Source organism: Caballeronia sp. LjRoot31, from assembly GCF_964253885.1.
In the GTDB taxonomy this organism is placed as follows: Bacteria; Pseudomonadota; Gammaproteobacteria; order Burkholderiales; family Burkholderiaceae; genus Caballeronia.
The window spans coordinates 3,070,270-3,094,721 of sequence record NZ_CAXURX020000001.1; the positions used below are offsets into that span (position 1 = coordinate 3,070,270).

The window sequence follows — 24,452 nt, forward strand, 5'->3', positions numbered from 1 at the left end:
GGGTTTTTGATCGGCTAGCGGGTTAGCCCATCACGCTTTGCACTTTTCCATTGAAAAAGCCCGGAACGGTCAGCGCCGTTCCGGGCTTTTTCTCTTCCGCAGATTCTCTTACTGCCCCGCGATCGTCATCTTCTCGATCAGCACGGAGCCAATTTCCTTGTTGCCGCGCACGACCGTGTCCGCGCCGATAGCCTCGATGTGCCGGAACATCTCCTGCAGCGTGCTCGCGACAGTGATCTCTTCAACCGGATACTGGATCTTGCCGTTCTCCACCCAGAAGCCGGATGCGCCGCGCGAATAATCGCCGGTGACGTAGTTCACGCCCTGCCCCATCAGTTCCGTCAGCAGCAGGCCCGTGCCGAGCTTCTTGAGCATTTCCTCGAAGTCATCGCCGGGTTTGGTCAACGAACTGCGCAGCGACAGGTTATGCGAACCGCCTGCATTGCCCGTTGTTTTCATACCCAGCTTGCGAGCCGAATACGTCGACAGGAAATAGCCTTGCACCACGCCGTCTTCCACGACGTTGCGGCGTTGCGTGCGCACGCCTTCTTCGTCGAAAGGCGCACTGCCCATGCCGCCCCTCACGTGCGGATCTTCCAGCACCTGGATGTGCGGTGCGAACACCGGTTTGCCGAGGCTATCGACTAGGAATGTGGTCTTTCTATACAGCGCACCGCCGCTGACCGCCTGCACGAACGCACCGAGGATGCCGGCCGCCAGCGGCGCCTCGAACATCACGCGGCATTTGCGCGTATCGAGCCCGCGAGCGCCCATGCGGGCGAGCGCGCGATGCGCGGCGTACCGGCCGATGGCTTCCGGTTCGGCGAGATCGGCGGCATTGCGTTTCGATGTGTACCAGTCGTCGCGTTGCATGTCGCGGCCGGAACCTGCGATTGGTGCACACGCCACGTAGTGACGGGAGAACGGGTAACCGCCCATGAACCCGCGCGATGTAGCCAGCACGAACTGCGAGTGCTGCGCCGAGACGCTTGCGCCTTCGGAGTTCTGGATGCGTTTATCGACTGCGAAGGCGGCGTCTTCTGCCCGACGGGCGAGATCGGCGGCTTCTTCGGCGTCGATATCCCACGGGTGGTAGAGATCGAGGTCCTGCGGGGCTTTTTCGAGCAGTTCTTCTTCGGCGAGGCCCGCGGCGCTGTCTTCGGCTGTGAAGCGCGCGATGTTGTAGGCGGCGGCGACCGTGTCTTTCAGCGCTGCGCGCGTGAAGTCCGAGGTGCTGGCGTTACCGCGTTTATTCCCGATAAACACCGTCACGCCGACCATTTTGTCGCGATTGTGCTCGATGGTTTCGACTTCGCCGCGGCGCACGCTGACCGAGAGGCCGTCGCCTTCGGAGATCTCGGTGGCGGAGTCGGTGGCGCCGAGTTCCTTTGCATGCCGCAGGATGTCGGACGCGATTTCCTTCAGCTCGTCCTGGGTGTGCGGGAAAAAGCGTTGCCTGACGTCCATATCTGCTGCCATTTTATGTCTGCCTGTGGGTGCTCGACGTGTCGAGCGTGTTCGCGTTGTTGGTCGTCGTGGCGACGGGCGGTTAGCGCCCGCTGTGCGCTTGAATGCCGCTGTGTGACCGGTTTTCGACTATCGCACGATCATAGCAAGTCCGGCGGGGGTTTGGTTTCACCGGGGAGGGGGTTCCGTTCGCACTCGGGGTTCTGGGTGGGCTAGGTTTGGGTGTTAGGGCGTTAGGGTCAGGGTTTACGGTCGGGGGGGCGTGGCCAAGTGCCAGGTTCTGGGGTTGGCGGTCGGGGTCTATGCCGGGTTGGTCGGTTCTGGGGCTAGCGGGCGGGGTCTATGCCGGGTTGCTGCTTTCAGCGTTAGTGGTCTGCGAGAGTCGGATTTTCTCTTTATCACTGTTAGCCACTGTGCGTGGCGGCACGTCATTTCTTTGTCCAAAGCGACAAAGAAACGAAGCAAAGAAAGCGCTTTTAAAACACGCTACCCTAAGTGTCCACAGCGTGCAGTTTCTATTCATAGGTGCCCCAAAAGCACGGTGCTCGCCAGAACCACGGATGTTTGAACCCCCCCTTCTCGCGAATCCTGACACGAACACGCTTCGCCCCGTACGCTCTCGGGCAAGCACCAGTTGCCAAGGAACCACTACGGCCTCACGCGTCTTTCCGGTTTCGTTTTTTGGTGCGTTGGCTACGTGGTCTGAACAGTTGTTTTCGCCGGCAACTGCATCTCGCGTATTGGCACTTCCGTATTGGCACTTCCATGTTGGCGGGTTAACTGCGTGGACCACGCGCTTATTTTCGCCGACTATGACCTCACGCATTTTCGCGGTCTTGTTTCCAGAGGGGTTAGCGACGTGGTTCGAGTTGCGCACATAGTTGGTGGTTGGCGTCCGCGGATAGCGCGGGGTGCTCCTTGGGCAGGTTCAATCACTGGTGGCGAAGCGTGTGGGTATCGGTGTTCGGAGAAGGAGGGGTTCAAACATCCTCCGCTCTGGCGAGCACCGTGCTTTTGGGGCACCTATGAATCAAAACTGCACGCTGTGGACACTTAGGGTAGCGCGGTTTGAAAGCGCTTTCTTTGCTTCGTTTCTTTGTCGCTTTGGACAAAGAAATGACGTGCCGCCACGCACAGTGGCTAATAGTGATAAAGAGAAAATCCAACTCTCGCAGACCACTAAGGCCGAAAGCACCAACCCGGCACTGAACCCGACCGCTAACCTCAGAACCGGCCAACCCGGCATAGACCCCGACCACTAACGCCGAAAGCACCAACCTGGCAACCCCAACCCAAACCCACCAAACCCACCCCCGAGTGCGAACGAACACCCCTGTACAATACCGGCATGAACCGTAAAACCCGCACGCAACCGATAAACCCGGCCGAGGCCTCCGAACAGGACGGCAGCGAGCACGGCTACGACCGTCCCAGCAAATCCCAGCTCAAACGCGACATGCTTGCGCTGCAAGTACTGGGCGTAACGCTGATCGAACTGCCGAAAGACGCGCTAAAACGCATGCCCATGCCGGAAAAGCTCGACGACGCCGTCCGCGCCGCCCGCCGCATCACCGACCACGAAGGCAAACGCCGGCAACTGCAATACGTCGGACGGGTAATGCGCTCACTGACCGACGAGGAAACGGCAGCGATTCGCACTGCGCTGGATTCATATCGCGGCGTGAACCGGGCCGAAACAGCCAAGCTGCACTGGATCGAAAGAACCCGCGAAAAACTCCTCGCCGACGACGCCGCCCTCACCGATTTCATCCGCCAACACCCCGGCATCGACCCGCAAGAAGGCCGCACGCTGATCCGCAACGCCCGCAAGGAACGCGAACAGGCCAAACCGCCACGCTACTTCCGCGAACTGTTCCAATGGATCAAGACCGCAGCGGGCGTGGAAGACGAAGAAGACGAGAGCTTGATCGAAGGCGAAGATGAAGACGAAGGCGTCGAATTCCCCGAACGAGACGACGATGGCTACAAAGCGTAACCATCCCGACGAATTGGTGATCGGCCTGGTGTCGATCAGCGACCGCGCTTCGCAGGGCGTGTACGAGGACAAGGGCATTCCATCGCTGCAAGAGTGGCTCACGAGTGCACTGAGTTCGCCCTGGCGCGCGGAAACCCGGCTGATCCAGGACGACGCGGCGACCATCTCGGCCACGCTGGTCGAACTCGTCGATGAAACCGGCTGCGACCTCATCCTGACCACCGGCGGCACAGGCCCGTCACGCCGCGACGTAACGCCGGAAGCCACGCTCGCAGTCGCCACAAAGCCAATGCCCGGTTTCGGCGAACAAATGCGCCAGATCAGCCTGAATTTCGTCCCGACAGCCATTTTGTCGCGACAAGTGGCCGTGATTCGCGAAACGGCAGATCACGCGGCGCTGATCGTCAATTTGCCCGGACAACCGAAATCGATCCGCGAAACGCTGGAAGGACTACGCGACACCGAAGGCAAATCCAAAGTACCGGGCATTTTTGCCGCCGTGCCCTATTGCATCGATCTGATCGGCGGTCCGTACATCGAAACGCGGCCCGAAATAGTGGCCGCGTTCAGACCGAAAAACGCGATCCGGCCGCCAAAATCCTGACCCTCTGCGCGCTTAAATCGACGTGGTCGGGGTGGCGGCCGTGGCATTACCCGCTGCCGACGGAATCAGGAAATGCTCGCGGTAGTACTTGAGTTCGTCGATAGATTCGTGGATATCGGCGAGCGCCGTATGCATCGCGCGCTTCTGAAAACCCTTGTAGATGGCCGGCTGCCAGCGGCGGCACAATTCCTTGAGCGTGCTGACGTCGAGGTTGCGATAGTGGAAAAACGTTTCCAGTTCGGGCATCCACCGGGCCATGAAACGCCGGTCCTGACAGATGGAATTGCCGCACATGGGCGACTTGCCCGGCGGGACATACAGGCCCAGGAATTCGCGGATTTGCCGCATGGCCTCTGCTTCATCGACCGTCGACGCCCGCACGCGCTCCGTCAGCCCCGACCGGCCATGCGTGTTGCGGTTCCATTCATCCATCTTGCCCAGCGCCGTTTCGTCCTGATGGATCGCCAGAACCGGCCCTTCCACGAGTTTGTCGAGCGTCGAATTCGTCACCACCACCGCAATTTCGATAATGCGGTCGGTATCGGGTTCGAGACCCGTCATCTCCATGTCGAGCCACACGAGGTTCATGTCGCTGCGGACGAGGTCGGAGGAGCTTGGGGAAGAAGCGGGATCGAGCACGGAATCGGCCATATGAGAGCAACCTGAGAGGGGTTTGACGCCTTGCCAGGCGCGGTTTTAGATATCACACAGACCGCGCGCGACGACAGCCAAGAACCTATAATTCTCGCATAATTCAATCGCGCATATTTCAATCGGGTTTCCGCTGATGTCCAATTTCAATCTCGCCTTCTCGGTCGTGTTCGTCGTCGCGCTGGTCGGCATGGTCGGCACCAAGCTGTGGCTGGCATCGCGCCAGATCCGGCACGTCGTCGCGCATCGCAAGGATGTGCCGCCGCAGTTCCTGCAGACCATTCCGCTCGCCGCCCACCAGCGCGCCGCCGATTACACCGTCGAGCGCACACGCCTGACCATGGTCGAGGTCGTGATCAGCGCAGCGCTGCTGATCGCGCTAACGCTGCTTGGCGGCATCCAGCAGATCGAACTGGCCGTCTCCGACTGGCTCGGCCGCGGTTATGTGGGGCAAATGGCGCTGGTGGCTATTGTGGTGGCAATTACCAGCGTGGTGGACCTGCCGTTCGACTATATCCGGCACTTTGTTATCGAAGAGAAATTCGGCTTCAACCGGATGACGAAAAAGCTCTTTTTCCTCGATCTGGTGAAAGGCATCGTGCTGGGCGCGGCGATCGGCTTGCCGGTACTGTTCGTGACGCTGTGGCTGATGAATCAGGCGGGCGCGTTGTGGTGGCTGTGGGCGTGGGTGCTGCTGGTCGCGTTCCAGATGCTGGTGCTGATCCTGTACCCCACGTTTATCGCGCCGATGTTCAACAAGTTCGAACCGCTGAAAGATGAAGCGCTGCGGGCGCGCATCGAGAACCTGATGTCGCGCACGGGGTTCGCCGCGAAGGGTTTGTTCGTCATGGACGGCAGCCGCCGTTCAGCGCACGGCAACGCGTATTTCACGGGTTTCGGCGCGGCGAAGCGAATCGTTTTCTTCGATACCCTGCTCGCCCGGCTCTCCGGCAACGAGATCGAAGCGGTGCTCGCGCACGAGCTCGGCCACTTCAAGCGGCGCCACGTGATCAAGCGCCTGATCGTCACGTTCGTGCTCAGCCTCGCGATGCTTGCGCTGCTCGGCTGGCTGGCGCAATGCGTATGGTTCTATGAAGGACTTGGCGTGCGGCCATCGCTGCTGGGCAACAACAACGGCCTCGCACTCGTGTTGTTCATGCTGGCATTGCCCGTCTTCATGTTCTTCGTGACGCCGTTGGGCAGCCTGAGCTCGCGCAAACATGAATTCGAAGCCGATGAGTTCGCCGCGAGCCAGACCGATCCGCGCGACCTCGTCAACGCGCTGGTCAAGCTCTATGAAGACAACGCCTCCACGCTCACGCCGGATCCGCTCTACTCCGCGTTTTATGCATCGCATCCGCCTGCATCGCAGCGCATCGAGCGCTTGATGCAGTACGCCGCATGAGGCCGGGTAACGCGAAGAAAGCGACAAACGCGCGCATCGAAGGAAAGGTCATCGCCGCGCACGGGCGGCATTATCTGGTCGCCCCCGCCGACGGCAGCGCCATGCTCCAATGCTTCCCGCGTGGCAAGCGTAGCGAGATAGCGGTCGGCGACCGGGTGAGTTACGAGCAGTCATCGGCCGACCAAGGGGTGATCGTCGAGATTGGCGAGCGCCGCAACCTGCTTTATCGGTCCGACCAGTTCAAGTCGAAGCTCTTCGCGGCCAATCTCGATCAATTGATGATCGTGCTCGGCACGGAGCCGCATTTCAGCGAAGACTTGCTCGGGCGCGCGCTGATTGCCGCCGAGGCGCACGGACTCGAGCCGTTGATCGTGCTGAACAAGATCGATATGGAAGGACCACTCGCGGTCGCTCGCAAGAGGCTGGCGTTGTATCGGGAGCTTGGATACACGGTGGTGGAGCTATCGGCGAAAGCGGCGCCTGAGCACGTGCATGAAGAACTCGATGCACGACTGGCCAACCGTGCCACCTTGCTGCTCGGACAATCGGGCATGGGTAAGTCGACGCTGGTGAATATCCTCGTGCCGAACGCCGAAGTCGCGACGCGGGAGATATCGAAGGCATTGAACAGCGGCCGGCACACCACCACGTTCACGCGGCTGTATCCGCTGCCGGGAGGAGGATCGCTGATCGATTCGCCGGGGTTCCAGGAGTTCGGACTGCATCACTTGTCGGAGGGACAGCTGGAGCGTTCGTTCGCGGACTTCCGGCCGTTCCTCGGCAAGTGCCGCTTCTATAATTGCAGGCATCTGCATGAACCGGGCTGTGCGATTCTGGACGCCATGGCGGAAGGCAAGATCAGGCCGGCGCGACATCAGTTGTATGCGCAATTGGTGCATGAAGCCAGCCAGATTGTTCGATGATTTCATCGACCTGATGAGTATGCGCAACTGCATCTAAACAGACCGCTAAAACAGATTGCGACGGGATGAAGAAACTGACGCGGGCTCCGAATCTGATTACAGCGCATCACTGGGTGAACGTGCTGGCGACAGCGGGGATAGCGTGCGAGTTACACAATCGTTACTTGAGCGGTGCGATGGGTGAGATTCCGGCGGAGCAATGCGCGCCGGAAATATGGATACTGGATGATCGTGACGAGGTATTGGCGACAGGCATCCTGGACCGCGCCCGAAGCGGCCCGGCGATCAACGCCCGGGGATGGCGCTGCCAGCAATGCGGTGAGCCGCTGGAAGCGCAATTCACCGTGTGCTGGCAATGCGGGACAGAGAGGGACCCGCTGAACGACGAGTAGGGCTACGGACACAACGCCTCAAGTCAGGCGCGTTGCTTCAGGCCAGCCACACCGCGATGCTGAGCATGAGCAACAACAGCATCCAGAGAATCACGGCACGCCAGACGAGGCCGACGGCAGACTGCAAAGTCCGCGGCGTGCAGTCATCGCCAACGGGCAGCGGGCTTGCATCGCCAACCGCCAAAGCCTCTACGCTGAGCGGCTCCGCTAATGGTCCCGCCAAGCGGGCTCCAAGCGCCCCGCTCCCGGCAGCGAGCAGAACCCCTTCGTTGGCATCGGGCCATTGCCGGGCGTGGTTGCGCCAGGCATAGATCGCGTCCTCGAAATTCCCGACAATGGCGAAGCCCAACGCAGTCAACCGCGCCGGCACCCAGTCGATGAAAAAGAACGCCCGCTGCGCGAAGGTGGAAAACGCCGGCGTGCGTTCATCAGTCGGCTGGACCCACGACCTCGCCAGATACTCCGCGATCCGATAAAACACCGCGCCCGCCGGTCCGATCGGAATCAGGAACCAGAAGAACACGCCAAACACGTGCCGATGCGACGCCACGACCGCATGAACCAGGGTATGCCGAACGATCTCGCTGACGGGCATATCAAGCGTATCAATGCCGGTCCACTCATTGAGAACCTCGCGAGCGCGGGGCACGTCGTCATTGTTCAGGGCAAGATGGATATCGGTGAAATAGTGGCTGAACTGCCGGAAGCCCAACGTGAAATACACGATCACGACGTTCCACAGGAACGCCAGCGCGAAGTTGATGCGATAGAGCACGTAGTAGACAAGCCCGACGGCTAATGTCCATGGCACCACGACCACTAGCCAGGCGAGCACGCCGTGCCGCTGCTTGCCGGCATCGAAGCCATGAGCCGCGGATTCCGCATGGTACTGAAGCAACGCCGAAATGGGGTTCTGCGGCGAGAGCGCGCGCAACTGCTCAATGATGAGAGCCAGTAATACCGAGAAAAAAGTCATGCGATGCGCCGAGACACTCGAGTTTTACGAATTTCTTGTAAAGATAGCACAGCACCGTCCGCGCCAGAGGGACACATCGGCTGCATGGCTAGCCGAGCCTCTGCACGTTAGGCGTCAAGCCGCGAGAAAGCGATAGAAATTGCGTAACATACCCGCCGTTACGCCCCAGATGAAATACGGAGCCACATTCTCGGCGGGTGAAAAAGGCATCGCAAAAAAACGACGCTCGCCGCCTTCCCAACGAAACACGCGGACCTGGTGATTGGCCGGGTTCATGAGAAATGCGAGCGGGACCTCGAAGATATCGGCGACTTCGAGGGTATCGGCGTGCAGTTCAAACGGGGGATGCACCAGCGCCACGACCGGCGTCACGCAAAAACCCGTGCCCGTCAGATAGTCCGGCAACTCACCGAGCACTTCCACGTGCTTCGCCTCAAGGCCCACTTCCTCTTGCGCTTCGCGAAGCGCGGTCGCCGCGGCGTCGATATCTTCCGGCTCGCGACGTCCTCCCGGAAAGCTGATCTGCCCCGCGTGATTCGAAAGATGGTCGGCACGTTGGGTGAGCAGCACGCTCAGGCCGGTCTCCCGCAAAACCAGCGCAATCAGCACTGATGCCACCCGTGGATCGCCACCCAGCGCCTTGATCCGGTCGTCGCGCGCGTCCGGCGTCCAGTCGAGCGTCTGCTTGAAGCGCGCGCGCAGTCCGGCCGGCGTCAGGCGTTCGCCGCGCACAGGCGGCAGATCTGCGCCGGTCGATTCGATCGGCAAGATCTCAGGCTCGAGGATTCGGGGAGTCGACAGCTTGGTCGGAGGCACGTGGGGCTTTTAGTTCTTGGGTAGGTCTAGGTCTGGTTCTGATTCTCGTTTTGAAAAAACGTTGCGGTCAGGACGCAAATAAGACTCGAGTAAAGCGCACGAGACGGCAAGACACGATTTGACCACACCAACGGAAAAAGCACCCGTGAAGGTGCTTTTTTCCGGTACAGCTTCGGTGCAGTTACTGCGCCTTGGAAGCGCTGCGGTCTTTCAACACGAGCTTTTCCTTGATCCGAGCCGACTTGCCCGAACGATCGCGCAGGTAGTACAGCTTTGCACGACGCACGTCGCCGCGACGCTTCACGACAATGCTCGCCAAGATCGGCGAGTAAGTCTGGAACGTACGCTCGACGCCTTCGCCCGACGAAATCTTGCGGACGATGAAATTCGAGTTCAAACCACGGTTGCGCTTCGAGATCACAACGCCTTCGTAAGCCTGGACACGCTTGCGCGTACCTTCAACTACGTTGACGCTAACGATCACCGTATCGCCGGGGGCGAATGCGGGGATGGTCTTCTCGCCGAGCGCGCGCGCGATTTCTTCCTGCTCTAGTTGTTCAATCAGATTCATTACTGACTCCTGGAGCCATCTTGCCGGAGTTGTTTGCCATATTAGTGGCCCCGGTAGAGGATGGGTTCACATCTGGCGCCCGCTTGAATTCACAAGCCTGGCACCACCCTTTCGTCTCGCCTTGTATTTGCCTTCCAAAGCCTACTGCGCTTTCGATCGTTCCTTGGCGAGACTTGCGAGCCATGTCTCATCGACACGGCTCAACATTTTAGCCTTGCGCGCCCGCTCGATCAGATCGGGCCGCTTTTCCTGCGTATTCTTGAGCGCCTCACGCCGGCGCCATGCCTCGATTTCCTTGTGATGGCCGCCAAGCAGCACATCCGGAACCCGCACACCGCCGTATTCTTCCGGGCGTGTGTAGTGCGGGCAATCGAGCAGCACGTCGACGAAACTGTCCTGCACAGCCGACTGCGAGTCGTTCAGCACGCCGGGCAACTGGCGCACCACTGCGTCCATGAGCGCCATGGCCGGCAATTCGCCGCCCGACAACACGAAGTCGCCGAGACTCACTTCTTCGTCAACCACACGATCGATCAGGCGCTGGTCGATGGCTTCGTAACGGCCGCACAGCACGACGAGACCCGGCTCCTGAGCGAATTGCATCACCCGCTCATGATTCAGCGTTTTCCCTTGCGGCGACATCATCACCACACGCGATCCGCTGATGCCCTGCTCCGCCTGCGCCGCTTTCGCAGCCGAAATCGCGTCTTCCAGCGGCCTTGCCAGCATGACCATGCCGGGGCCACCGCCGTACGGACGATCATCGATGGTTCGATAATTGTCCGTGGTGAAATCACGAGGATTCCACGTGCGCAGACCAAACCGTTCCTGCTTCACTGCCCGGCTGGTAATACCCCAATCGGTCAGCGCGCGAAACATCTCGGGAAAGAGCGTCACGACGTCAAACTGCATCGCTCTCTCCTTGAAATAATCGATCAATCAATAGTCAGCGTCCCAGTCGACGACAATCCTGCGCGCCGCCAGATCCACTGTTTTGACATATACGCCAACGAACGGAATCAGCCGTTCGCCAGTGGCGGGCGAACCGTCCTTGCCCGTAGTCGGAAATTCCACGCGCATGATGGAATGCGCGCCGTTGTCGATCATGCTCGCGACCTGGCCTAAAGCCACGTCCGCGTCATTCACGACGTCGAGGCCGATCAGATCGACCCAGTAGAATTCGTCATCACCGGTCAGCTTCGGGAAGTCGCTGCGCAACACATGGATACTGTGACCACGCAACGCATACGCCGTCTCGCGGTCATCGCAGCCGGCAAAGTGCGCAACGACCGTGTCACTATGCACTTTGGACTGCAGACACCGAACCACCTTGCGCTCGCTTCCCTTGACCAGCCACCAGCGCTTTGCCGCGAGCATTGCGTCACCGCCATGACCCGCATGCGCGTGCGGCGCAATCTTGACCCAGCCCTTCAGTCCGTAAGCGTCGACGATCGCACCCACTTCAATGGCGTCATCAGGCAAACTTTCTACAGGCTCGATCGATCCCGCGCTATCTGAAGCGTCGATAGCCACGCGACGCGCTGCCGGCTTGCGGACAAACGCGCCAAACGTGGCTTCGTTCGGCTCAGATTTTTCGCCACGTGCGGCTGTCAAACCTGAGTCTGAAGCAGAATCACGCGTCGACATGAGCCAATCTCCCGCGAACCTCGGCAGCTGGAATCGATCGGATCACAAGTACCCGAACGATCGACTGCAGCAAGCGCACTTAAGCAGCCGGCTGAGCTTGTTGCGATTGCTTGACCAGACGTGCAACCGTCGGCGACATCTGCGCGCCGTTGTCTTGCCAGTATGTCAGGCGGTCCTGAGCGATACGCAGCGATTCGCCTTTGGTCGCGATCGGGTTGTAAAAACCCACGCGTTCGATGAAGCGGCCATCACGGCGGCTACGCGAATCGGTTGCAACGATATTGTAAAACGGGCGCTTCTTGGAGCCGCCACGAGCCAAGCGGATGATAACCATGCTGAAATCCTTGAAAACCGGGGTTCGGAACTACCAAAACACGCGATTATAGCGGCAAAACGGAGCCTTAACAAACACTTGCGTCGATTAATCAAGATGGAACGTGGCCTGACGCATGTCGTTGAACCGGCCATCGCCCGCTCTGACACGGCGCAAAGCGGATTTTTCAAGACTTCGCGCGGCAGCGCGGGGTGTCATTTTGGGGAGACAGATTTGAACTCGCTCATGACTTTCACCGGTAAAGCTTTCTCTTACGATGATTCGCCTCGGGCTCGCGGTTTTGTCCGCAGTGTCACCCGATCTCTGGCGCGTTCTGCGTTTTTAGCGGCGAATTTGCTGATCGCGCTGGCCGGTTCGTTGATCGCCAGCGGCGCCCATGCGGCACTGCCGGTTGATGAGATCAAGCTGCCGCCGGGCTTCAGCATCGCTGTTCTCTCCGACGACGTCCCGAGCGCCCGCGCCATGGCTTTGTCGCCTAAAGGCGTGCTGTATGCCGGCAGCCTCGACGGGCACGTGTACGCGCTCGAGTTGAAGGACGGACGCGTGACAGCGAAACACGTGATCGCGTCGGGTCTGGACGAGCCCGCGGGCGTGACGTTCCGCAACGGCGCGCTCTATGTCTCCGCGATCTCCCGCATCCTGCGCTTCGACGACATAGACGATCACCTCGACGCGCCGCCCAAGCCTGTAGTGGTCACTGACAAACTGCCTTCCGACCGGTCACACGGCTGGAAATTCATCGCGTTCGGCCCGGACGGCAAGCTGTATGTGCCAACCGGCGCGCCGTGCAACATTTGCAATCCGGATCGCAAACGGTACGCACTGATCGCCCGGATGAACCCGGATGGCACCGACTACGAAGTGTTTGCGAACGGCGTGCGCAACACGGTGGGTTTCGACTGGGATCCGCGGACGAAAGAGCTCTGGTTCACCGACAACGGCCGCGACATGCTCGGCGACGATATTCCCGACGACAAGCTCAACCACGCGCCAAAGGCCGGCATGGACTTCGGTTACCCTTATTGCCACGGCGGCGACGTTGCGGACCCTGAATTCGGCGCCGGCCATCCGTGCTCCGGATTCACACCGCCGGTCGTCAAGCTGGGCGCACACGTGGCATCGCTCGGCATGCGCTTCTATACAGGCACCATGTTTCCCGCCGACTATAAGAACAACATATTCATCGCGGAACACGGGTCCTGGAACCGCAGCACGAAGGTGGGATATCGCGTAGTAAGGATTGTGGTGGGTGCGAATGGCGAGAAGCCGCGCATGGAGCCGTTCGCGCAAGGCTGGCTCCGTCCGAAGGAAGATGTGTGGGGCCGCCCCGCCGATGTCCTGCCAATGCCCGACGGCTCGCTTCTCGTCAGCGACGACTACGCGGGCGCAATCTACCGGATTACGTACGCGCAACCTTGACGCTGCCGTGATCTTGCAGTGACATCGCCGCGACCCGGTCGCCGTGCGCTGAGCCGTTTAGCCGTTTAGCCGCGTGAGCGTCCACCCCGCGGGCGTAGAATGCCGCGTCGGCGCAAAACTGTTGCCGTTTGTGCTAATCCGCGTCCATTGCTCACTGCATTTTCCTTTTCGTTTCCCGATGAACAACTCGCCGTCCACTGCCACGCACCCATCGAAACCGACGTCAAACGGGCGTTTCCGCTCGAAAACGCTGACCGCCGCGCTCGCCTTCTTTTTTGGCAGTATCGGCGCGCATCGCTTTTATCTGTACGGTTTGCGCGACAAGTTCGGCTGGGCGCACATCGTTGGCATCCTGCTGGGAGTAGCCGGTTACATGCTGCTCGCGGCAACGGATCGGGCTTCAATTGCGGGCTGGGTCCTGGTCGTGCCCGGCGCCATTTCACTGCTGGCGGCGTTCTTGTCGGCGATCGTCTACGGCTTGCGCCCCGATGAAAAATGGGACGCTCAGTTCAATGCGCAAACTGGTCAACATAGCGAATCCGGCTGGACAGTCATTTTCGTCGTGATCTTTGCTTTGTTCTTCGGCGCGCTCCTGCTGATGGCAGGTCTTGCCGTCACCTTCCAGACTTACTTCGAAGGCCAGGTTCAAGCAGCTAAAGAGTTGTCGCAATAAGTGTCGCAGTAGTGCGCAAGGGTCGTGGCGGCTCTGCCCGGAAACCGCCACGGCTACGGCCACGGCCATGCTTCAAAACAACGTCATCTGCGCAGTGTCCACGACTGCACGCGGATTTCTACTCACCGCCTTCTCAACGTGCCGAATTCCGACATATCCAGAATTCCGCGCCGCCGTTGATTCAGGCCAAGCCGCTTCGTGGCGTTATGAAAACGCTGCTTGAGCATGTCGGCCCATAAACCTTCGCCTTTCATGCGCGTCGAGAAATCCGAGTCGTAGTCCTTGCCGCCACGCATATCGCGCACGCGCCCCATCACCCGTTCCGCCCGATCCGGGAAATGTGCCGCGAGCCAGCCTTTGAACAGCGGCGCCACCTCCCACGGCAAGCGCAAAACAATGTAACTCGCACTCGTCGCACCCGCTTCTGCGCAGGCTTCCAGCACCCGCTCCATGTCCGGTTCCGTGACGAACGGAATCATGGGCGCGACGCTGACTCCAACCGGAATGCCCGCCTCGGTCAGCGCCCGGATAGTTCGCAGCCTTCTTGAAGGCGTGGCTGCGCGCGGTTCGAGCGTGCGGGCGATCTCCGCATCGAGCGTGGTAATGGTGATAGCGGCCATGACCTGGCCCTTCTGCGCCATGGGTGCGAGCAGGTCGATATCCCGCTCGATCAGCGACGACTTCGTGATTGCCGCGAACGGATGCCCTCGCTCGCTCAGTATCTCGATCACCCGCCGCGTGATCCGCAAATTCCGTTCGACGGGCTGATACGCGTCAGTAATCACGCCCAGCGCGATGGGCTCCGGCTGATAGGACGGTTTGTCCAATTCCCGCTCGAGCAATTCGCCTGCATTGATCTTGGCGTATATCCGGCTTTCGAAATCCAGTCCCGGCGATAACCCCAAATAACTATGCGTAGGCCGCGCGAAGCAATAGATACAACCGTGCTCGCAGCCACGGTATGGGTTAAGCGACACCCCGAACGGAATATCCGGTGACGAATTGCGCGTCAGAATGCTCTTCCCGCGTTCCTCGAATACTTGCGTGCGCAGGACCGGTGCGTCATCGGTTTCCCCGTTCTCGCTGATATGCGTCCAGCCGTCATCTACACGCTCGCGCTGGTCTTTCTCGTAACGCCCTGAAGGTTCGTGACCGCCCCTCGGCCCTTGAGCGGCGCGGGAGGAGCAACAGGATATTCGTGGTCGTGAGAAGCCATGGCCGGGAAATAGAAAGCAGGAAAGTACTGTATAAATATACAGTAAATTACCCCAACCGCAAGCTCATTTCAGGCATCGACCGCGATGGTCAGCGTTTCCTTGATTTCCTCCATCACCACATAGCTTTTCGACTGCACGGCGCCCGGCAGTTGCAGCAGGATGTCGCCGAGCAGCTTGCGGTAATCGGCCATTTCACCAATACGCGCCTTGATCAGATAGTCAAAATCACCGGAAACGAGATGACATTCCAGTACCTCGGGAATGCGCTGCACCTCGCGCCGAAACTGCTCGAACATGTTGCCGCTTTTATGATCGAGCGTGATCTCGACGAACACCAGCAGCGACGCGCCCAGCTGATGCGGATTCACCCGCGCGTAATACCCCGCGATCACCTGGTCACGCTCCATGCGTTTGACGCGTTCGATGCACGGCGTCACCGAGAGCCCGACCTGCTCGGCCAGGTCTTTCATCGCGATACGGCCGTCCTGCTGAAGGATTTTCAGGATTCGGCGATCGATCTTATCGAGTTCTCGTACTGAATTTCGCTGCGTTCTCATTGTTTTCCAATGAAAAGTGAATAAATACAATAACAAAAACTGCCTCGGTATCAATACTATAGTCGATACCACTATGTAACCCGCTACTCACCACGGCTTCAGTCGAAACGAAGCGAATGACCGGCGGACACACTTTGCACGGAGCAAGGCATGCGAGTCGTAATTCTGGGAAGCGGTGTTGTCGGCGTCACGAGCGCCTACTATCTGGCGCGCGCGGGGCACGAAGTGACCGTGATCGATCGTGAAGCGGGACCGGCGCTCGAAACGAGTTTCGCGAACGCGGGTCAGATCTCGCCCGGTTACGCGTCGCCGTGGGCCGCGCCCGGCGTGCCGCTCAAAGCAATCAAATGGATGTTCGAGAAACACGCGCCGCTCGCCATCCGTCTGGACGGAACGTCGTTTCAATTGAAGTGGATGTGGCAGATGCTGCAGAACTGCACGCAGGCGCGTTATTCGGTCAACAAGGGCCGCATGGTGCGCCTGGCCGAATACAGCCGCGATTGCCTGCAGGCGCTGCGTGCGGACACCGGCATCAATTACGAAGGCCGGACCGGTGGCACGCTGCAGGTTTTCCGGACCCAGCAACAACTCGATGGCGCCGCGAAGGACATCGCCGTGTTGCGCGATGCGAACGTGCCGTTCGAATTGCTCACGCCGGCTGAGTTGCAAAACGCGGAACCGGCGCTTGCCGCCGTATCGCACAAGCTGACCGGCGGTTTGCGCCTGCCGAACGACGAAACCGGCGATTGCCAGAAATTCACCACCCGCCTCGCCGCCATGGCCGAACAGTTGGGCGTGAAGTTCCGCTACAACACGCCAATCGACGCGCTCGTGGTAAGCGGCGGCCGAATCGCCGGCGTGCAGTGCGGTGGAGAAACCATTCGCGGTGATTCATACGTTGTTGCGCTCGGGTCCTATTCCACGAAACTGCTGGGCAGTCTTGTCGATATCCCCGTGTATCCGCTGAAGGGTTATTCGATCACTGCACCCATCGCGAACGAAAGTGCCGCGCCGGTTTCCACCGTGCTCGACGAAACGTACAAGATCGCGATCACCCGTTTCGATGACCGGATTCGCGTCGGCGGAATGGCGGAGATTGTCGGCTTCGACAAATCGCTGAGCCAGGCGCGTCGCGAAACGCTGGAAATGTGCGTGAACGACCTGTTCCCCGGTGGTGGCGATACCGCGAAAGCATCGTTCTGGACCGGCTTGCGCCCCATGACACCGGACGGTACGCCTATTGTTGGCCGTACGCCGCTGCCGAACCTGTTCCTTAACACGGGCCACGGCACGCTGGGTTGGACCATGTCGTGCGGATCGGGCCAGTTGCTGGCCGACTTGATGTCGGGCAAGCAGCCGGCGATCCAGTCCGACGATTTGTCGGTGCATCGATATCTCGGCGAGACGCGTACGAGCGCGCGGCCGTCGTATGCAGGTGCGTGAGTTGGAGTTTCACGTGTAGCTGCGAGCGCATGCTTTAAAAAATGCCGTCCCTGACTTTCGTCAGGGACGGCATTTTCGTGCCACGGGCGCTGGAACGCTCAGCAAATCAGAACTGATCCTCACTCAGCGCCAGATACCCTTCCTGCCCGTTGGCACTGACGACGGATGCTTCAATGCCCGGTGCTTGCGACAAGATATGCTCCGCGAAAAACTGGGCCGTCGCGATCTTGGCGCCATAAAACGCTTCGTCCTCGCCACGCTTGTCCGACGCCACCAGCAGCGCCCGCGCCATTTGCCATCCGCCCAATACAATGCCTGCCAGCTTCAGATACGGCACGCTGCCGGCAAAGACCGCGTTCGGATCGCTTTTCACCTTGGCCACCATGAACTCAACCACCCGTGCCAGCGACAAGCTTCCCGCACTCAAATGCCGATGCATCGACTTGAACGCCTGCCCTTCACGCTCGGCTAGCTGCGCGATGGTCTGATCCATCTGCGCGAAAATCGCCTGCGCCGTCGCGCCGCCGTCACGCACGGTCTTGCGGCCAATCAGGTCGTTGGCCTGAATAGCGGTCGTGCCTTCGTAGATGGTGAGAATGCGCGCATCGCGGTAATACTGCGCCGCGCCCGTTTCTTCGATGAACCCCATGCCGCCGTGGACCTGCACGCCGAGGCTCGCGACATCGATGGAAAGCTCGGTACTCCAGCCCTTCACGATCGGCACGAGAAACTCGTAGATCGCCTGATGGCTGGCCCGCGCAACCTCATCGGGATGATGATGCGCGAGGTCGCAATGCGCCGCCGCGACGTAAGCCAGCGCGCGCGACGCTTCGGTCAGCGCGCGCATGGTGGAGAGCATGCGGCGCACGTCGGGGTGATGAATGATCGAGACCGGCTGTTTGGCGGAACCATCGACCGGCCGGCTTTGCACGCGATCCTTCGCGAATGCGACGGCCTTCTGATACGCCCGCTCCGACACGCCCACGCCCTGCACTCCGACCGCGAACCGCGCCGCGTTCATCATGATGAACATGTACTCCAGTCCGCGATTTTCCTCGCCGATCAACTGGCCAATGGCGCCGCCGTGATCGCCGAATTGCAGCACGGCGGTCGGACTCGCCTTGATCCCGAGCTTGTGTTCAATCGATACGCAATGCACGTCGTTGCGAGCGCCGAGCGTGCCGTTTTCATCGGTCAGGAATTTGGGTACGAGGAAGAGCGAGATGCCCTTCACGCCGTCAGGCGCGTTGGGCGTGCGCGCCAGCACGAGATGGACGATGTTCTTCGCCATGTCGTGCTCGCCGTAGGTAATGAAGATCTTCGTGCCGAACACCTTGAACGTGCCGTCGCCTTGCGGCTCGGCGCGCGTGCGGACCAGCGCGAGATCGGAGCCTGCTTGCGGCTCGGTGAGGTTCATCGTGCCGGTCCAAACGCCCGAAATCAGCTTGGGTACAAAGAGCTGTTTTTGCTCCTCGGTCCCGGCGGTTAGCAGTGCTTCGATAGCGCCATCGGTAAGCAGCGGACACAACGCAAACGACAAATTCGCCGCGTTCAACATTTCGATGCAAGGCGTCGCGATCAGCTTGGGCAACCCCTGGCCTTCGTATTCGACCGGATGCAGCACGCCCTGCCAGCCACCTTCGCCGAACTGGCGGAAAGCCTCCTTGAAACCTGGCGTGGTCGTGACCTCGCCGTTCTTCCAGAAGCTCGGATTCTTGTCGCCTTCGAAATTCAACGGCGCGACGACTTCGTTGTTAAAGCGCGCGGCTTCTTCGAGTACGGCCTGCGCGGTGTCGAGACTGGCGTCCTCGAAACCCGGCAATGCCGCGATGCTTTCTATATCGGCTAGTTCCTTCATCACGAACAGCATGTCCTTGACGGGCGCTCTATAGCTCATGACTTGTCTCCCCCAACAGATGTGAAAAGGGGCGCACGTATGTCGCCCCTTTTTGCGGTCCTGCTTTCTTTCCAGCCAGTGGGTCTAAGAACAATCAGCCAAGTTCTTTCACGAGTTCCGGCACGACCGTAAACAAATCGCCCACGAGTCCATAGTCCGCCACGCCAAAGATCGGGGCTTCCGCGTCCTTGTTGATCGCCACGATAACCTTGCTGTCCTTCATCCCCGCCAAATGCTGGATCGCGCCCGAGATACCGACGGCAACATACAAGTTAGGCGCAACAATCTTGCCGGTTTGACCGACCTGATAGTCGTTCGGAACAAACCCTGCATCGACTGCCGCACGCGATGCGCCCAGCGCCGCGCCGAGTTTGTCCGCCAGCGGTTCGAGCACTTTCGTGTAGTTCTCGCCGTTGCCCAAACCCCGCCCACCCGACACGATAATCTTCGCCGACGTCAGTTCCGGCCGGTCCAGCTTCGTCAACTCGCGGCTCACGAACTTGGAGATACCCGTGTCCGCCGAGGCTTCGATCTTCTCCACCGATGCACTGCCGCCTTCTGCTGCCACAGGATCGAAACCCGTAGTGCGCACCGTAATGACCTTGATCGCATCGCTCGATTGAACCGTCGCGATTGCGTTGCCCGCGTAGATCGGACGCTCGAAGGTATCCGGCGAATCTACAGCCGTGATGTCGCTGATCTGCGCCACATCCAGATGCGCTGCAATGCGCGGGGCGATGTTCTTACCGTACGGGGTCGCCGGCGCCAGGATATGCGTGTAGTTCTTCGCGATCTGAACCACCGTTGCGTCGATGTTCTCGGCCAGGCCATCGGCGAGTTGCGGTGCGTCGGCAAGCAATACCTTCGCTACGCCCACAATCTTTGCCGCTGCATCGGCTGCTGCTTGCGCGTTCGAGCCTGCGATCAGCACGTGGATATCGCCACCGATCTTCTGCGCCGCCGCGATGGTGTTCAACGTCGCCGATTTGATCGACTCGTTGTCGTGTTCTGCAATTACAAGAATAGTCACTTTGGAAACTCCCTCACAGAACCTTGGCTTCGGTCTTCAACTTCTCGACCAGCGTCTTCACGTCCGGCACCTTCACGCCTGCAGAGCGCTGCGGCGGTTCAGCCACTTTGAGCGTCTTCAGGCGCGGCGTGACGTCGACACCGAGGTCCGCGGGCTTCAACGTTTCCATCGGCTTCTTCTTGGCCTTCATGATGTTGGGCAGCGTCACGTAGCGCGGCTCGTTCAGGCGCAAGTCCGTGGTAATCACAGCCGGCAACGTCAGGGAAAGCGTTTCCGAACCGCCATCGACTTCACGCGCGACCGTGGCGCGACCGTCGGCGACCGTCACTTTCGAGGCGAACGTCGCTTGCGGCAAACCGGCCAATGCGGCGAGCATCTGCCCCGTCTGATTCGAGTCATCGTCAATGGCTTGCTTGCCGAGGATGATCAGTTGCGGCTGCTCTTTATCGACCAGCGCCTTCAAAATCTTCGCCACCGCCAACGGCTGCAATTCCTCAGTCGATTCGACCAGAATCGCGCGATCCGCACCGATCGCCATGGCAGTGCGCAGCGTCTCCTGACATTGCGTCACGCCGCACGATACCGCGATCACTTCCGTCGCCACGCCCGCTTCACGCAGACGCACGGCTTCTTCCACGGCGATTTCATCGAACGGATTCATCGACATCTTCACGTTCGCGATGTCCACTGCGCTGCCATCCGGCTTGACCCGGACTTTCACGTTGTAGTCGACCACGCGTTTGACTGGCACCAAGATTTTCATGCACACGCTCCTAAGTTACGAATACATCATCCCAAGCCCATTATAACGAGTGACTCCCGCCGCCGAATGCTTACGGCAGACTCGCGAGGAGTCCGTCAGGCTTTGCACAATCAGTAGATGCTTATTTTTTACAGCACGATCGTTCGATTTTACGCATGGAACAGCATGGATGACAATCGGGAATGCGCTCTAAACGGCGCATTCCCGACTTTTCCGCCCACGCATCGGGACTATCATCTGCGGAATCCGATTTTGCCGACAGGCCATGCAAAAACCCTCGCACAGCACGTATTCGACCAGCAGCATTGCCACTGCCGATGGCATCGACCTTCATCTTCATCGATGGCAAGCCGCCGCCACATTCCCCAAACCGCTGGCGCGAATCGCACTGGTGCACGGGCTGGCCGAACATGCTCGCCGATACGACGCCTTCGCGCTGCGCCTGAACGCGGCAGGCATCGAATTGATTGCCGCGGATCTGCGTGGCCACGGTAAATCGCCGGGCGAACGTGTGTGGATCAACGCCTTCGACGACTATCTGCTCGACACCGGCGCGCTCCTCAACGCTGCGGACACAACCGCGCCGCTCAAGATCCCGCTGTTCCTGATGGGGCATAGCATGGGTGGCGCAATCGCGGCGCTTTATGCTGCCGAGCGCTTGCCGGAAAGCGGCCGGAAGCTGGCCGGCCTGATCCTGTCGAGCGCCGCGCTTAAAACCCCGGCCGACGCGCCGCGCTGGAAGCTCAAGCTGGGCGGCCTGATCAGCCGCGTGATGCCACGTTTCCCCGCCCTGACCATTGATCCAGCCGCGTTGTCCCGCGCCCACGGCGTGGTCGAGGCGAACCGGCGGGATCCGCTGGTGCATCATCGGCCAATACCGGCCAGGACGGCGGCGCAGATAGTGGCCGCCATGCGCCGCATCGCTGCACGACGCGGGTCCATCGACTTGCCGCTCTTCGTGTTTCACGGCACGAAGGACGCGCTCACCAACCCCGACGGCAGCCGCGAATTCGAAGCCAACACCGGTTCCACGGATACCACCCTGTTGATACTGGAAGGCAGTTATCACGAGACGCTCAACGACCTCGACCGGGATCGGGTGATCAAGGCGCTGATCGACTGGACGCTCGTGCGTGCCGAGCTTCAGCGTTCGCGCATGTAGGGTCGCGGCTTGCCGCGAGTCCTGCCGTGAAGCGTCAGATGTCGGCGAGCGCGCGCACATGCGCGACCACGCTGCGCCCAAGCGCCGACAGGTTGTACCCGCCCTCCAGACTGCTCACTATCCGGCCCTTCGCATGCCGCTTCGCCACCGCGCGGACCTGCTGGGTCAGCCACGTATAGTCGTTCTCGACAAGCCCCATGTTGCCGAGATCGTCCTCGCGATGCGCATCGAAACCTGCGGAGACGAAGATCATCTGCGGCTTGAATTCGTCGAGTCTGGGCAGCCACATCATGTCGACGGCTTCGCGCACAGCCATGCCTTTCGTACGCGCGGGCATCGGCAGGTTGACCATGTTCGATGCATGATTATCGGCACCGCTGTACGGATAGAACGGGTGCTGGAAAAAGCTGCACATCAGCACGCGCGGATCGCCCGAGAATGCGGCTTCCGTGCCGTTCCCGTGATGGACGTCGAAATCGATGATAGCCACGCGCTCAAGCCCATGCACTTCAAGCGCGTGACGCGCCGCGATCGCAATGTTGTTGAAGAAGCAGAAGCCCATCGCGCGCGCCGGTTCCGCGTGATGTCCGGGCGGCCGCACGCTGCAAAATGCGTTGTCGTAGGTGCCGGCGATCACGGCGTCGGTGGCGGCAACCGCCGCGCCTGCCGCGCGCAACGCCGCGTGATAAGAACCCGGCGACATCAGCGTATCCGGATCAATCTCCGCGCGGCCCACTGACGGCGCCGTCTCCTTGACGAAATCGATATGCGCCTGGGTATGAACCCGCGCCAGGTCCTCTTCGCTCGCGAGCGGCGCTTCTTCACGCTCGATCAGGGTGTCGATACGGCTTGCGATCAACTGATCCTCGATCGCCAGAAGGCGCGCGGGGCATTCGGGATGCCACGGCCCCATGTCGTGAAGAAGGCAATCTGGATGGGTATAAAAGCCGGTAGCCATGATGGGTTGCGCAGCCGGGCGAGCCGTGCCGCGTGTCTCGTATCGTTCAGATGTTTTGTCGGTCGCGGTGCTTGGCCCTTCCTGCCGCGCACCAGTGAGCGGCAGGACGCCGCACCGCGCGGGTTCTCGTTAAGTTACCACATTGGAAATGGTGCGGCCGTATGGCATCGCTTTTGCAGCGTCTGCGCCCGCTCACAAGGCTTTCGGGATAGCGTCGAAAACACGTCGGTTATACTGATCCGACTCTCGTATGCCCTGCGCGTTTTTCCAGCGCGCCTCGCGTTACACCGCCACAATTACGCACACTATGAACTTCAAGTTTGCTTCGACCGTCTTGCCTCTTTCGGCGCGAACCGCGCGCCTCGCCTCAGTCGCTGGTCTTGTTTGCGCACTTGGCACACTCGGTATCGGCCAGGCAGTTGCGCAATCGCAGCCGCAACCCGCACCCGCGCAAGGGCAAGTGTTCGAAGAGGAGATCGTGCCGCAGCGTTACGCGAACAATCCCAATGTGGACGCGTTCATTAACGACCTTGTTGCGCGTTACGACTTCGATTCCGCCGCCTTGCACGACCTGTTCAATCGCGTCAGTTATTCGGCAACAGCCGTGAAACTGGTCCTGCCCTCGCCTACGCCCGCCACCAAGAACTGGCGCGCGTATCAGGCGCGTTTCGTGGAGCCGGTGCGTATTGCCGCCGGCGTGAAATTCTGGCGCGCGAACCAGGCCGCTTTGCAGCGTGCATCGGATCAGTATGGTGTACCGCCCGAAGCAATTGTCGGGATTATCGGCGTGGAGACAATCTATGGCCGATACATGGGTAATTTCCGCGCGCTCGATGCACTGACCACGCTCACCTTCGATTACCCCAACACGCCGAACCGCGCAGAACGGCAAGCGACCTTCCGCAAGAATCTCGAGGACCTGCTGGTCTGGACGCACGATCAGCAAATCGATCCGACCACCGTGCTCGGTTCGTACACGGGCGCGATCGGCATTCCGCAATTCCTGCCGAGCAGCATCGTGCAGTACGCGGTGGATTTCGACGGCAACGGGCACATCGATTTGCGGACCAGTCCCGCCGATGCCATCGGCAGTGTTGCGAACTATTTGAAGCAGCACGGCTGGGAATCGGGACGGCCGGTTGTCTGGAAAATTGCCGGCGACATGGGTAGCCAGGGCATTGCACAAGCCGCAGCCGATGGTCAGCCCGAGCCGCACTGGTCGCTCGCGCAGCTCACGAAAGCGGGCATGCTGATGAGCGAGCCGGGGCTCAATACCTTGGCGGAAGCGGGTACGCCGGTGACGGTCGTCGATTTGCCGACGCCGGGCCGCGCGACCGAATACACGCTCGGCCTGAAGAACTTCTACGTGCTTACGCGCTACAACCGCAGCTTCTTCTATGCACTCGCCGTGTATCAGCTTGGCGAAGCGGTGAAAGCGCAGATGGGCGCGGGCAATGCTGGCGTTTCAGCGTCGCAATGACGTAGCGGTCAGGCGTCTTTGAGTCGCGCACTATGCAAAAAGCCCGGTAGATACCGGGCTTTTGTTTGTGC

At 60.2% G+C, this 24,452-nt stretch carries 23 protein-coding genes and 1 pseudogene; 10 read left to right on the forward strand and 14 right to left on the reverse strand.

Annotated elements, in window-relative coordinates; all coding sequences use genetic code 11:
* Positions 1–108: 108 nt before the first annotated feature.
* Positions 109–1,479 (reverse strand): metalloprotease PmbA, encoded by a 1,371-nt coding sequence (gene pmbA / locus ACSQ8V_RS13675; RefSeq protein ID WP_213769009.1) that lies wholly within the window; start codon positions 1,477–1,479, stop codon positions 109–111.
* 1,336 nt (positions 1,480–2,815) lie between these two features.
* Between pmbA and yjgA the strand changes: the two genes are divergently transcribed.
* Together yjgA and mog are read left to right on the forward strand one after the other, a co-directional pair.
* Entirely contained in the window at positions 2,816–3,463 is a 648-nt protein-coding gene (yjgA, locus tag ACSQ8V_RS13680; RefSeq protein WP_436206025.1) for a ribosome biogenesis factor YjgA, read from the forward strand.
* Complete coding sequence (gene mog / locus ACSQ8V_RS13685) at positions 3,447–4,067, forward strand: molybdopterin adenylyltransferase (RefSeq protein ID WP_436206026.1); 621 nt, start codon at positions 3,447–3,449, stop codon at positions 4,065–4,067. The genes yjgA and mog overlap by 17 nt, the downstream gene beginning before the upstream one ends.
* A 12-nt stretch (positions 4,068–4,079) precedes the next feature.
* Here mog and orn read toward each other — a convergent pair whose 3' ends face one another.
* Positions 4,080–4,718: an oligoribonuclease gene (gene orn, locus ACSQ8V_RS13690; protein ID WP_436206027.1), complete on the reverse strand. Its 639-nt coding sequence runs from the start codon at positions 4,716–4,718 to the stop codon at positions 4,080–4,082.
* Between the two features lie 136 nt (positions 4,719–4,854).
* On the opposite strand from orn, the gene ACSQ8V_RS13695 reads away from it, so the two are divergent.
* The 3 genes from ACSQ8V_RS13695 (at position 4,855) to ACSQ8V_RS13705 (ending at position 7,438) form a co-directional block, all read left to right on the forward strand.
* Positions 4,855–6,123: a M48 family metallopeptidase gene (locus ACSQ8V_RS13695; protein WP_436206028.1), complete on the forward strand. Its 1,269-nt coding sequence runs from the start codon at positions 4,855–4,857 to the stop codon at positions 6,121–6,123.
* A complete protein-coding gene (gene rsgA / locus ACSQ8V_RS13700; RefSeq protein WP_436206029.1) occupies positions 6,120–7,046 on the forward strand; it encodes a ribosome small subunit-dependent GTPase A in 927 nt (308 codons plus the stop codon). The genes ACSQ8V_RS13695 and rsgA overlap by 4 nt, the downstream gene beginning before the upstream one ends.
* Before the next feature lie 65 nt (positions 7,047–7,111).
* Complete coding sequence (locus tag ACSQ8V_RS13705; RefSeq protein WP_213769034.1) at positions 7,112–7,438, forward strand: putative signal transducing protein; 327 nt, start codon at positions 7,112–7,114, stop codon at positions 7,436–7,438.
* Positions 7,439–7,475: 37 nt separating this feature from the next.
* On the opposite strand, the gene ACSQ8V_RS13710 is transcribed toward ACSQ8V_RS13705, so the two are convergent.
* The 6 genes from ACSQ8V_RS13710 to rpsP all read right to left on the reverse strand — a co-directional run bounded on the left by ACSQ8V_RS13710 (position 7,476) and on the right by rpsP (position 11,782).
* Entirely contained in the window at positions 7,476–8,414 is a 939-nt protein-coding gene (locus ACSQ8V_RS13710; RefSeq protein ID WP_213769035.1) for a CobD/CbiB family protein, read from the reverse strand.
* A gap of 114 nt (positions 8,415–8,528) precedes the next feature.
* Complete coding sequence (locus ACSQ8V_RS13715; RefSeq protein WP_213769053.1) at positions 8,529–9,215, reverse strand: CoA pyrophosphatase; 687 nt, start codon at positions 9,213–9,215, stop codon at positions 8,529–8,531.
* Between the two features lie 196 nt (positions 9,216–9,411).
* The gene (rplS, locus tag ACSQ8V_RS13720; RefSeq protein WP_213769036.1) at positions 9,412–9,801 is read right to left on the reverse strand and encodes a 50S ribosomal protein L19; all 390 of its coding nucleotides are present in this window, start codon (positions 9,799–9,801) and stop codon (positions 9,412–9,414) included.
* Between the two features lie 141 nt (positions 9,802–9,942).
* Positions 9,943–10,713, reverse strand: a complete 771-nt coding sequence (trmD, locus tag ACSQ8V_RS13725) for a tRNA (guanosine(37)-N1)-methyltransferase TrmD (RefSeq protein ID WP_089163344.1) — start codon at positions 10,711–10,713, stop codon at positions 9,943–9,945.
* Between the two features lie 27 nt (positions 10,714–10,740).
* Positions 10,741–11,448, reverse strand: coding sequence for a ribosome maturation factor RimM (rimM, locus tag ACSQ8V_RS13730; protein WP_213769037.1), 708 nt, complete (start codon positions 11,446–11,448; stop codon positions 10,741–10,743).
* A gap of 79 nt (positions 11,449–11,527) precedes the next feature.
* Positions 11,528–11,782: a 30S ribosomal protein S16 gene (rpsP, locus tag ACSQ8V_RS13735; protein ID WP_213769038.1), complete on the reverse strand. Its 255-nt coding sequence runs from the start codon at positions 11,780–11,782 to the stop codon at positions 11,528–11,530.
* A 225-nt stretch (positions 11,783–12,007) separates the two neighbouring features.
* On the opposite strand from rpsP, the gene ACSQ8V_RS13740 reads away from it, so the two are divergent.
* Together ACSQ8V_RS13740 and ACSQ8V_RS13745 are read left to right on the forward strand one after the other, a co-directional pair.
* The gene (locus tag ACSQ8V_RS13740) at positions 12,008–13,201 is read left to right on the forward strand and encodes a PQQ-dependent sugar dehydrogenase (RefSeq protein ID WP_436206030.1); all 1,194 of its coding nucleotides are present in this window, start codon (positions 12,008–12,010) and stop codon (positions 13,199–13,201) included.
* A gap of 178 nt (positions 13,202–13,379) precedes the next feature.
* On the forward strand, positions 13,380–13,874 hold the full coding sequence (locus ACSQ8V_RS13745) for an NINE protein (protein WP_436206031.1): 495 nt from the start codon (positions 13,380–13,382) through the stop codon (positions 13,872–13,874).
* Between the two features lie 122 nt (positions 13,875–13,996).
* On the opposite strand, the pseudogene ACSQ8V_RS13750 reads toward ACSQ8V_RS13745, so the two are convergent.
* Together ACSQ8V_RS13750 and ACSQ8V_RS13755 are read right to left on the reverse strand one after the other, a co-directional pair.
* Positions 13,997–15,090 (reverse strand): annotated as a pseudogene (locus ACSQ8V_RS13750) (PA0069 family radical SAM protein).
* Positions 15,091–15,159: 69 nt separating this feature from the next.
* Positions 15,160–15,648, reverse strand: a complete 489-nt coding sequence (locus ACSQ8V_RS13755; RefSeq protein ID WP_158938338.1) for an Lrp/AsnC ligand binding domain-containing protein — start codon at positions 15,646–15,648, stop codon at positions 15,160–15,162.
* Between the two features lie 150 nt (positions 15,649–15,798).
* Between ACSQ8V_RS13755 and ACSQ8V_RS13760 the strand changes: the two genes are divergently transcribed.
* The gene (locus ACSQ8V_RS13760) at positions 15,799–17,091 is read left to right on the forward strand and encodes a D-amino acid dehydrogenase (protein WP_436206032.1); all 1,293 of its coding nucleotides are present in this window, start codon (positions 15,799–15,801) and stop codon (positions 17,089–17,091) included.
* A gap of 106 nt (positions 17,092–17,197) precedes the next feature.
* Here the strand turns inward: ACSQ8V_RS13760 and ACSQ8V_RS13765 are convergent, their stop codons facing one another.
* From ACSQ8V_RS13765 to ACSQ8V_RS13775, 3 genes are all read right to left on the reverse strand, one after another.
* Positions 17,198–18,988, reverse strand: coding sequence for an acyl-CoA dehydrogenase (locus tag ACSQ8V_RS13765; protein WP_436206033.1), 1,791 nt, complete (start codon positions 18,986–18,988; stop codon positions 17,198–17,200).
* 94 nt (positions 18,989–19,082) lie between these two features.
* Positions 19,083–20,018 (reverse strand): electron transfer flavoprotein subunit alpha/FixB family protein, encoded by a 936-nt coding sequence (locus tag ACSQ8V_RS13770; RefSeq protein WP_436206034.1) that lies wholly within the window; start codon positions 20,016–20,018, stop codon positions 19,083–19,085.
* 13 nt (positions 20,019–20,031) lie between these two features.
* Entirely contained in the window at positions 20,032–20,781 is a 750-nt protein-coding gene (locus tag ACSQ8V_RS13775; protein ID WP_213769047.1) for an electron transfer flavoprotein subunit beta/FixA family protein, read from the reverse strand.
* 265 nt (positions 20,782–21,046) lie between these two features.
* Between ACSQ8V_RS13775 and ACSQ8V_RS13780 the strand changes: the two genes are divergently transcribed.
* A complete protein-coding gene (locus tag ACSQ8V_RS13780; RefSeq protein WP_436206035.1) occupies positions 21,047–21,943 on the forward strand; it encodes a lysophospholipase in 897 nt (298 codons plus the stop codon).
* Positions 21,944–21,977: 34 nt separating this feature from the next.
* On the opposite strand, the gene ACSQ8V_RS13785 is transcribed toward ACSQ8V_RS13780, so the two are convergent.
* Positions 21,978–22,901, reverse strand: a complete 924-nt coding sequence (locus ACSQ8V_RS13785) for a histone deacetylase family protein (protein ID WP_436206036.1) — start codon at positions 22,899–22,901, stop codon at positions 21,978–21,980.
* A gap of 307 nt (positions 22,902–23,208) precedes the next feature.
* Here ACSQ8V_RS13785 and mltB point away from each other — a divergent pair, with 307 nt between their 5' ends.
* The gene (gene mltB / locus ACSQ8V_RS13790; protein ID WP_213769050.1) at positions 23,209–24,381 is read left to right on the forward strand and encodes a lytic murein transglycosylase B; all 1,173 of its coding nucleotides are present in this window, start codon (positions 23,209–23,211) and stop codon (positions 24,379–24,381) included.
* The last annotated feature ends 71 nt before the right edge of the window (positions 24,382–24,452 follow it).

Coding starts and splice junctions, on each gene's coding strand:
- ACSQ8V_RS13745 (WP_436206031.1), top strand. CDS start 13,380: ATGAACAACTCGCCGTCCACTGCCACGCACCCATCGAAACCGACGTCA.
- orn (WP_436206027.1), bottom strand. CDS start 4,718: ATGGCCGATTCCGTGCTCGATCCCGCTTCTTCCCCAAGCTCCTCCGAC.
- rimM (WP_213769037.1), bottom strand. CDS start 11,448: ATGTCGACGCGTGATTCTGCTTCAGACTCAGGTTTGACAGCCGCACGT.
- ACSQ8V_RS13785 (WP_436206036.1), bottom strand. CDS start 22,901: ATGGCTACCGGCTTTTATACCCATCCAGATTGCCTTCTTCACGACATG.
- ACSQ8V_RS13775 (WP_213769047.1), bottom strand. CDS start 20,781: ATGAAAATCTTGGTGCCAGTCAAACGCGTGGTCGACTACAACGTGAAA.
- trmD (WP_089163344.1), bottom strand. CDS start 10,713: ATGCAGTTTGACGTCGTGACGCTCTTTCCCGAGATGTTTCGCGCGCTG.
- ACSQ8V_RS13780 (WP_436206035.1), top strand. CDS start 21,047: ATGCAAAAACCCTCGCACAGCACGTATTCGACCAGCAGCATTGCCACT.
- ACSQ8V_RS13755 (WP_158938338.1), bottom strand. CDS start 15,648: ATGAGAACGCAGCGAAATTCAGTACGAGAACTCGATAAGATCGATCGC.
- ACSQ8V_RS13740 (WP_436206030.1), top strand. CDS start 12,008: ATGACTTTCACCGGTAAAGCTTTCTCTTACGATGATTCGCCTCGGGCT.
- rsgA (WP_436206029.1), top strand. CDS start 6,120: ATGAGGCCGGGTAACGCGAAGAAAGCGACAAACGCGCGCATCGAAGGA.
- ACSQ8V_RS13765 (WP_436206033.1), bottom strand. CDS start 18,988: ATGAGCTATAGAGCGCCCGTCAAGGACATGCTGTTCGTGATGAAGGAA.
- ACSQ8V_RS13710 (WP_213769035.1), bottom strand. CDS start 8,414: ATGACTTTTTTCTCGGTATTACTGGCTCTCATCATTGAGCAGTTGCGC.
- ACSQ8V_RS13705 (WP_213769034.1), top strand. CDS start 7,112: ATGAAGAAACTGACGCGGGCTCCGAATCTGATTACAGCGCATCACTGG.
- pmbA (WP_213769009.1), bottom strand. CDS start 1,479: ATGGCAGCAGATATGGACGTCAGGCAACGCTTTTTCCCGCACACCCAG.
- rpsP (WP_213769038.1), bottom strand. CDS start 11,782: ATGGTTATCATCCGCTTGGCTCGTGGCGGCTCCAAGAAGCGCCCGTTT.
- mog (WP_436206026.1), top strand. CDS start 3,447: ATGGCTACAAAGCGTAACCATCCCGACGAATTGGTGATCGGCCTGGTG.
- rplS (WP_213769036.1), bottom strand. CDS start 9,801: ATGAATCTGATTGAACAACTAGAGCAGGAAGAAATCGCGCGCGCGCTC.
- ACSQ8V_RS13695 (WP_436206028.1), top strand. CDS start 4,855: ATGTCCAATTTCAATCTCGCCTTCTCGGTCGTGTTCGTCGTCGCGCTG.
- yjgA (WP_436206025.1), top strand. CDS start 2,816: ATGAACCGTAAAACCCGCACGCAACCGATAAACCCGGCCGAGGCCTCC.
- ACSQ8V_RS13760 (WP_436206032.1), top strand. CDS start 15,799: ATGCGAGTCGTAATTCTGGGAAGCGGTGTTGTCGGCGTCACGAGCGCC.
- mltB (WP_213769050.1), top strand. CDS start 23,209: ATGAACTTCAAGTTTGCTTCGACCGTCTTGCCTCTTTCGGCGCGAACC.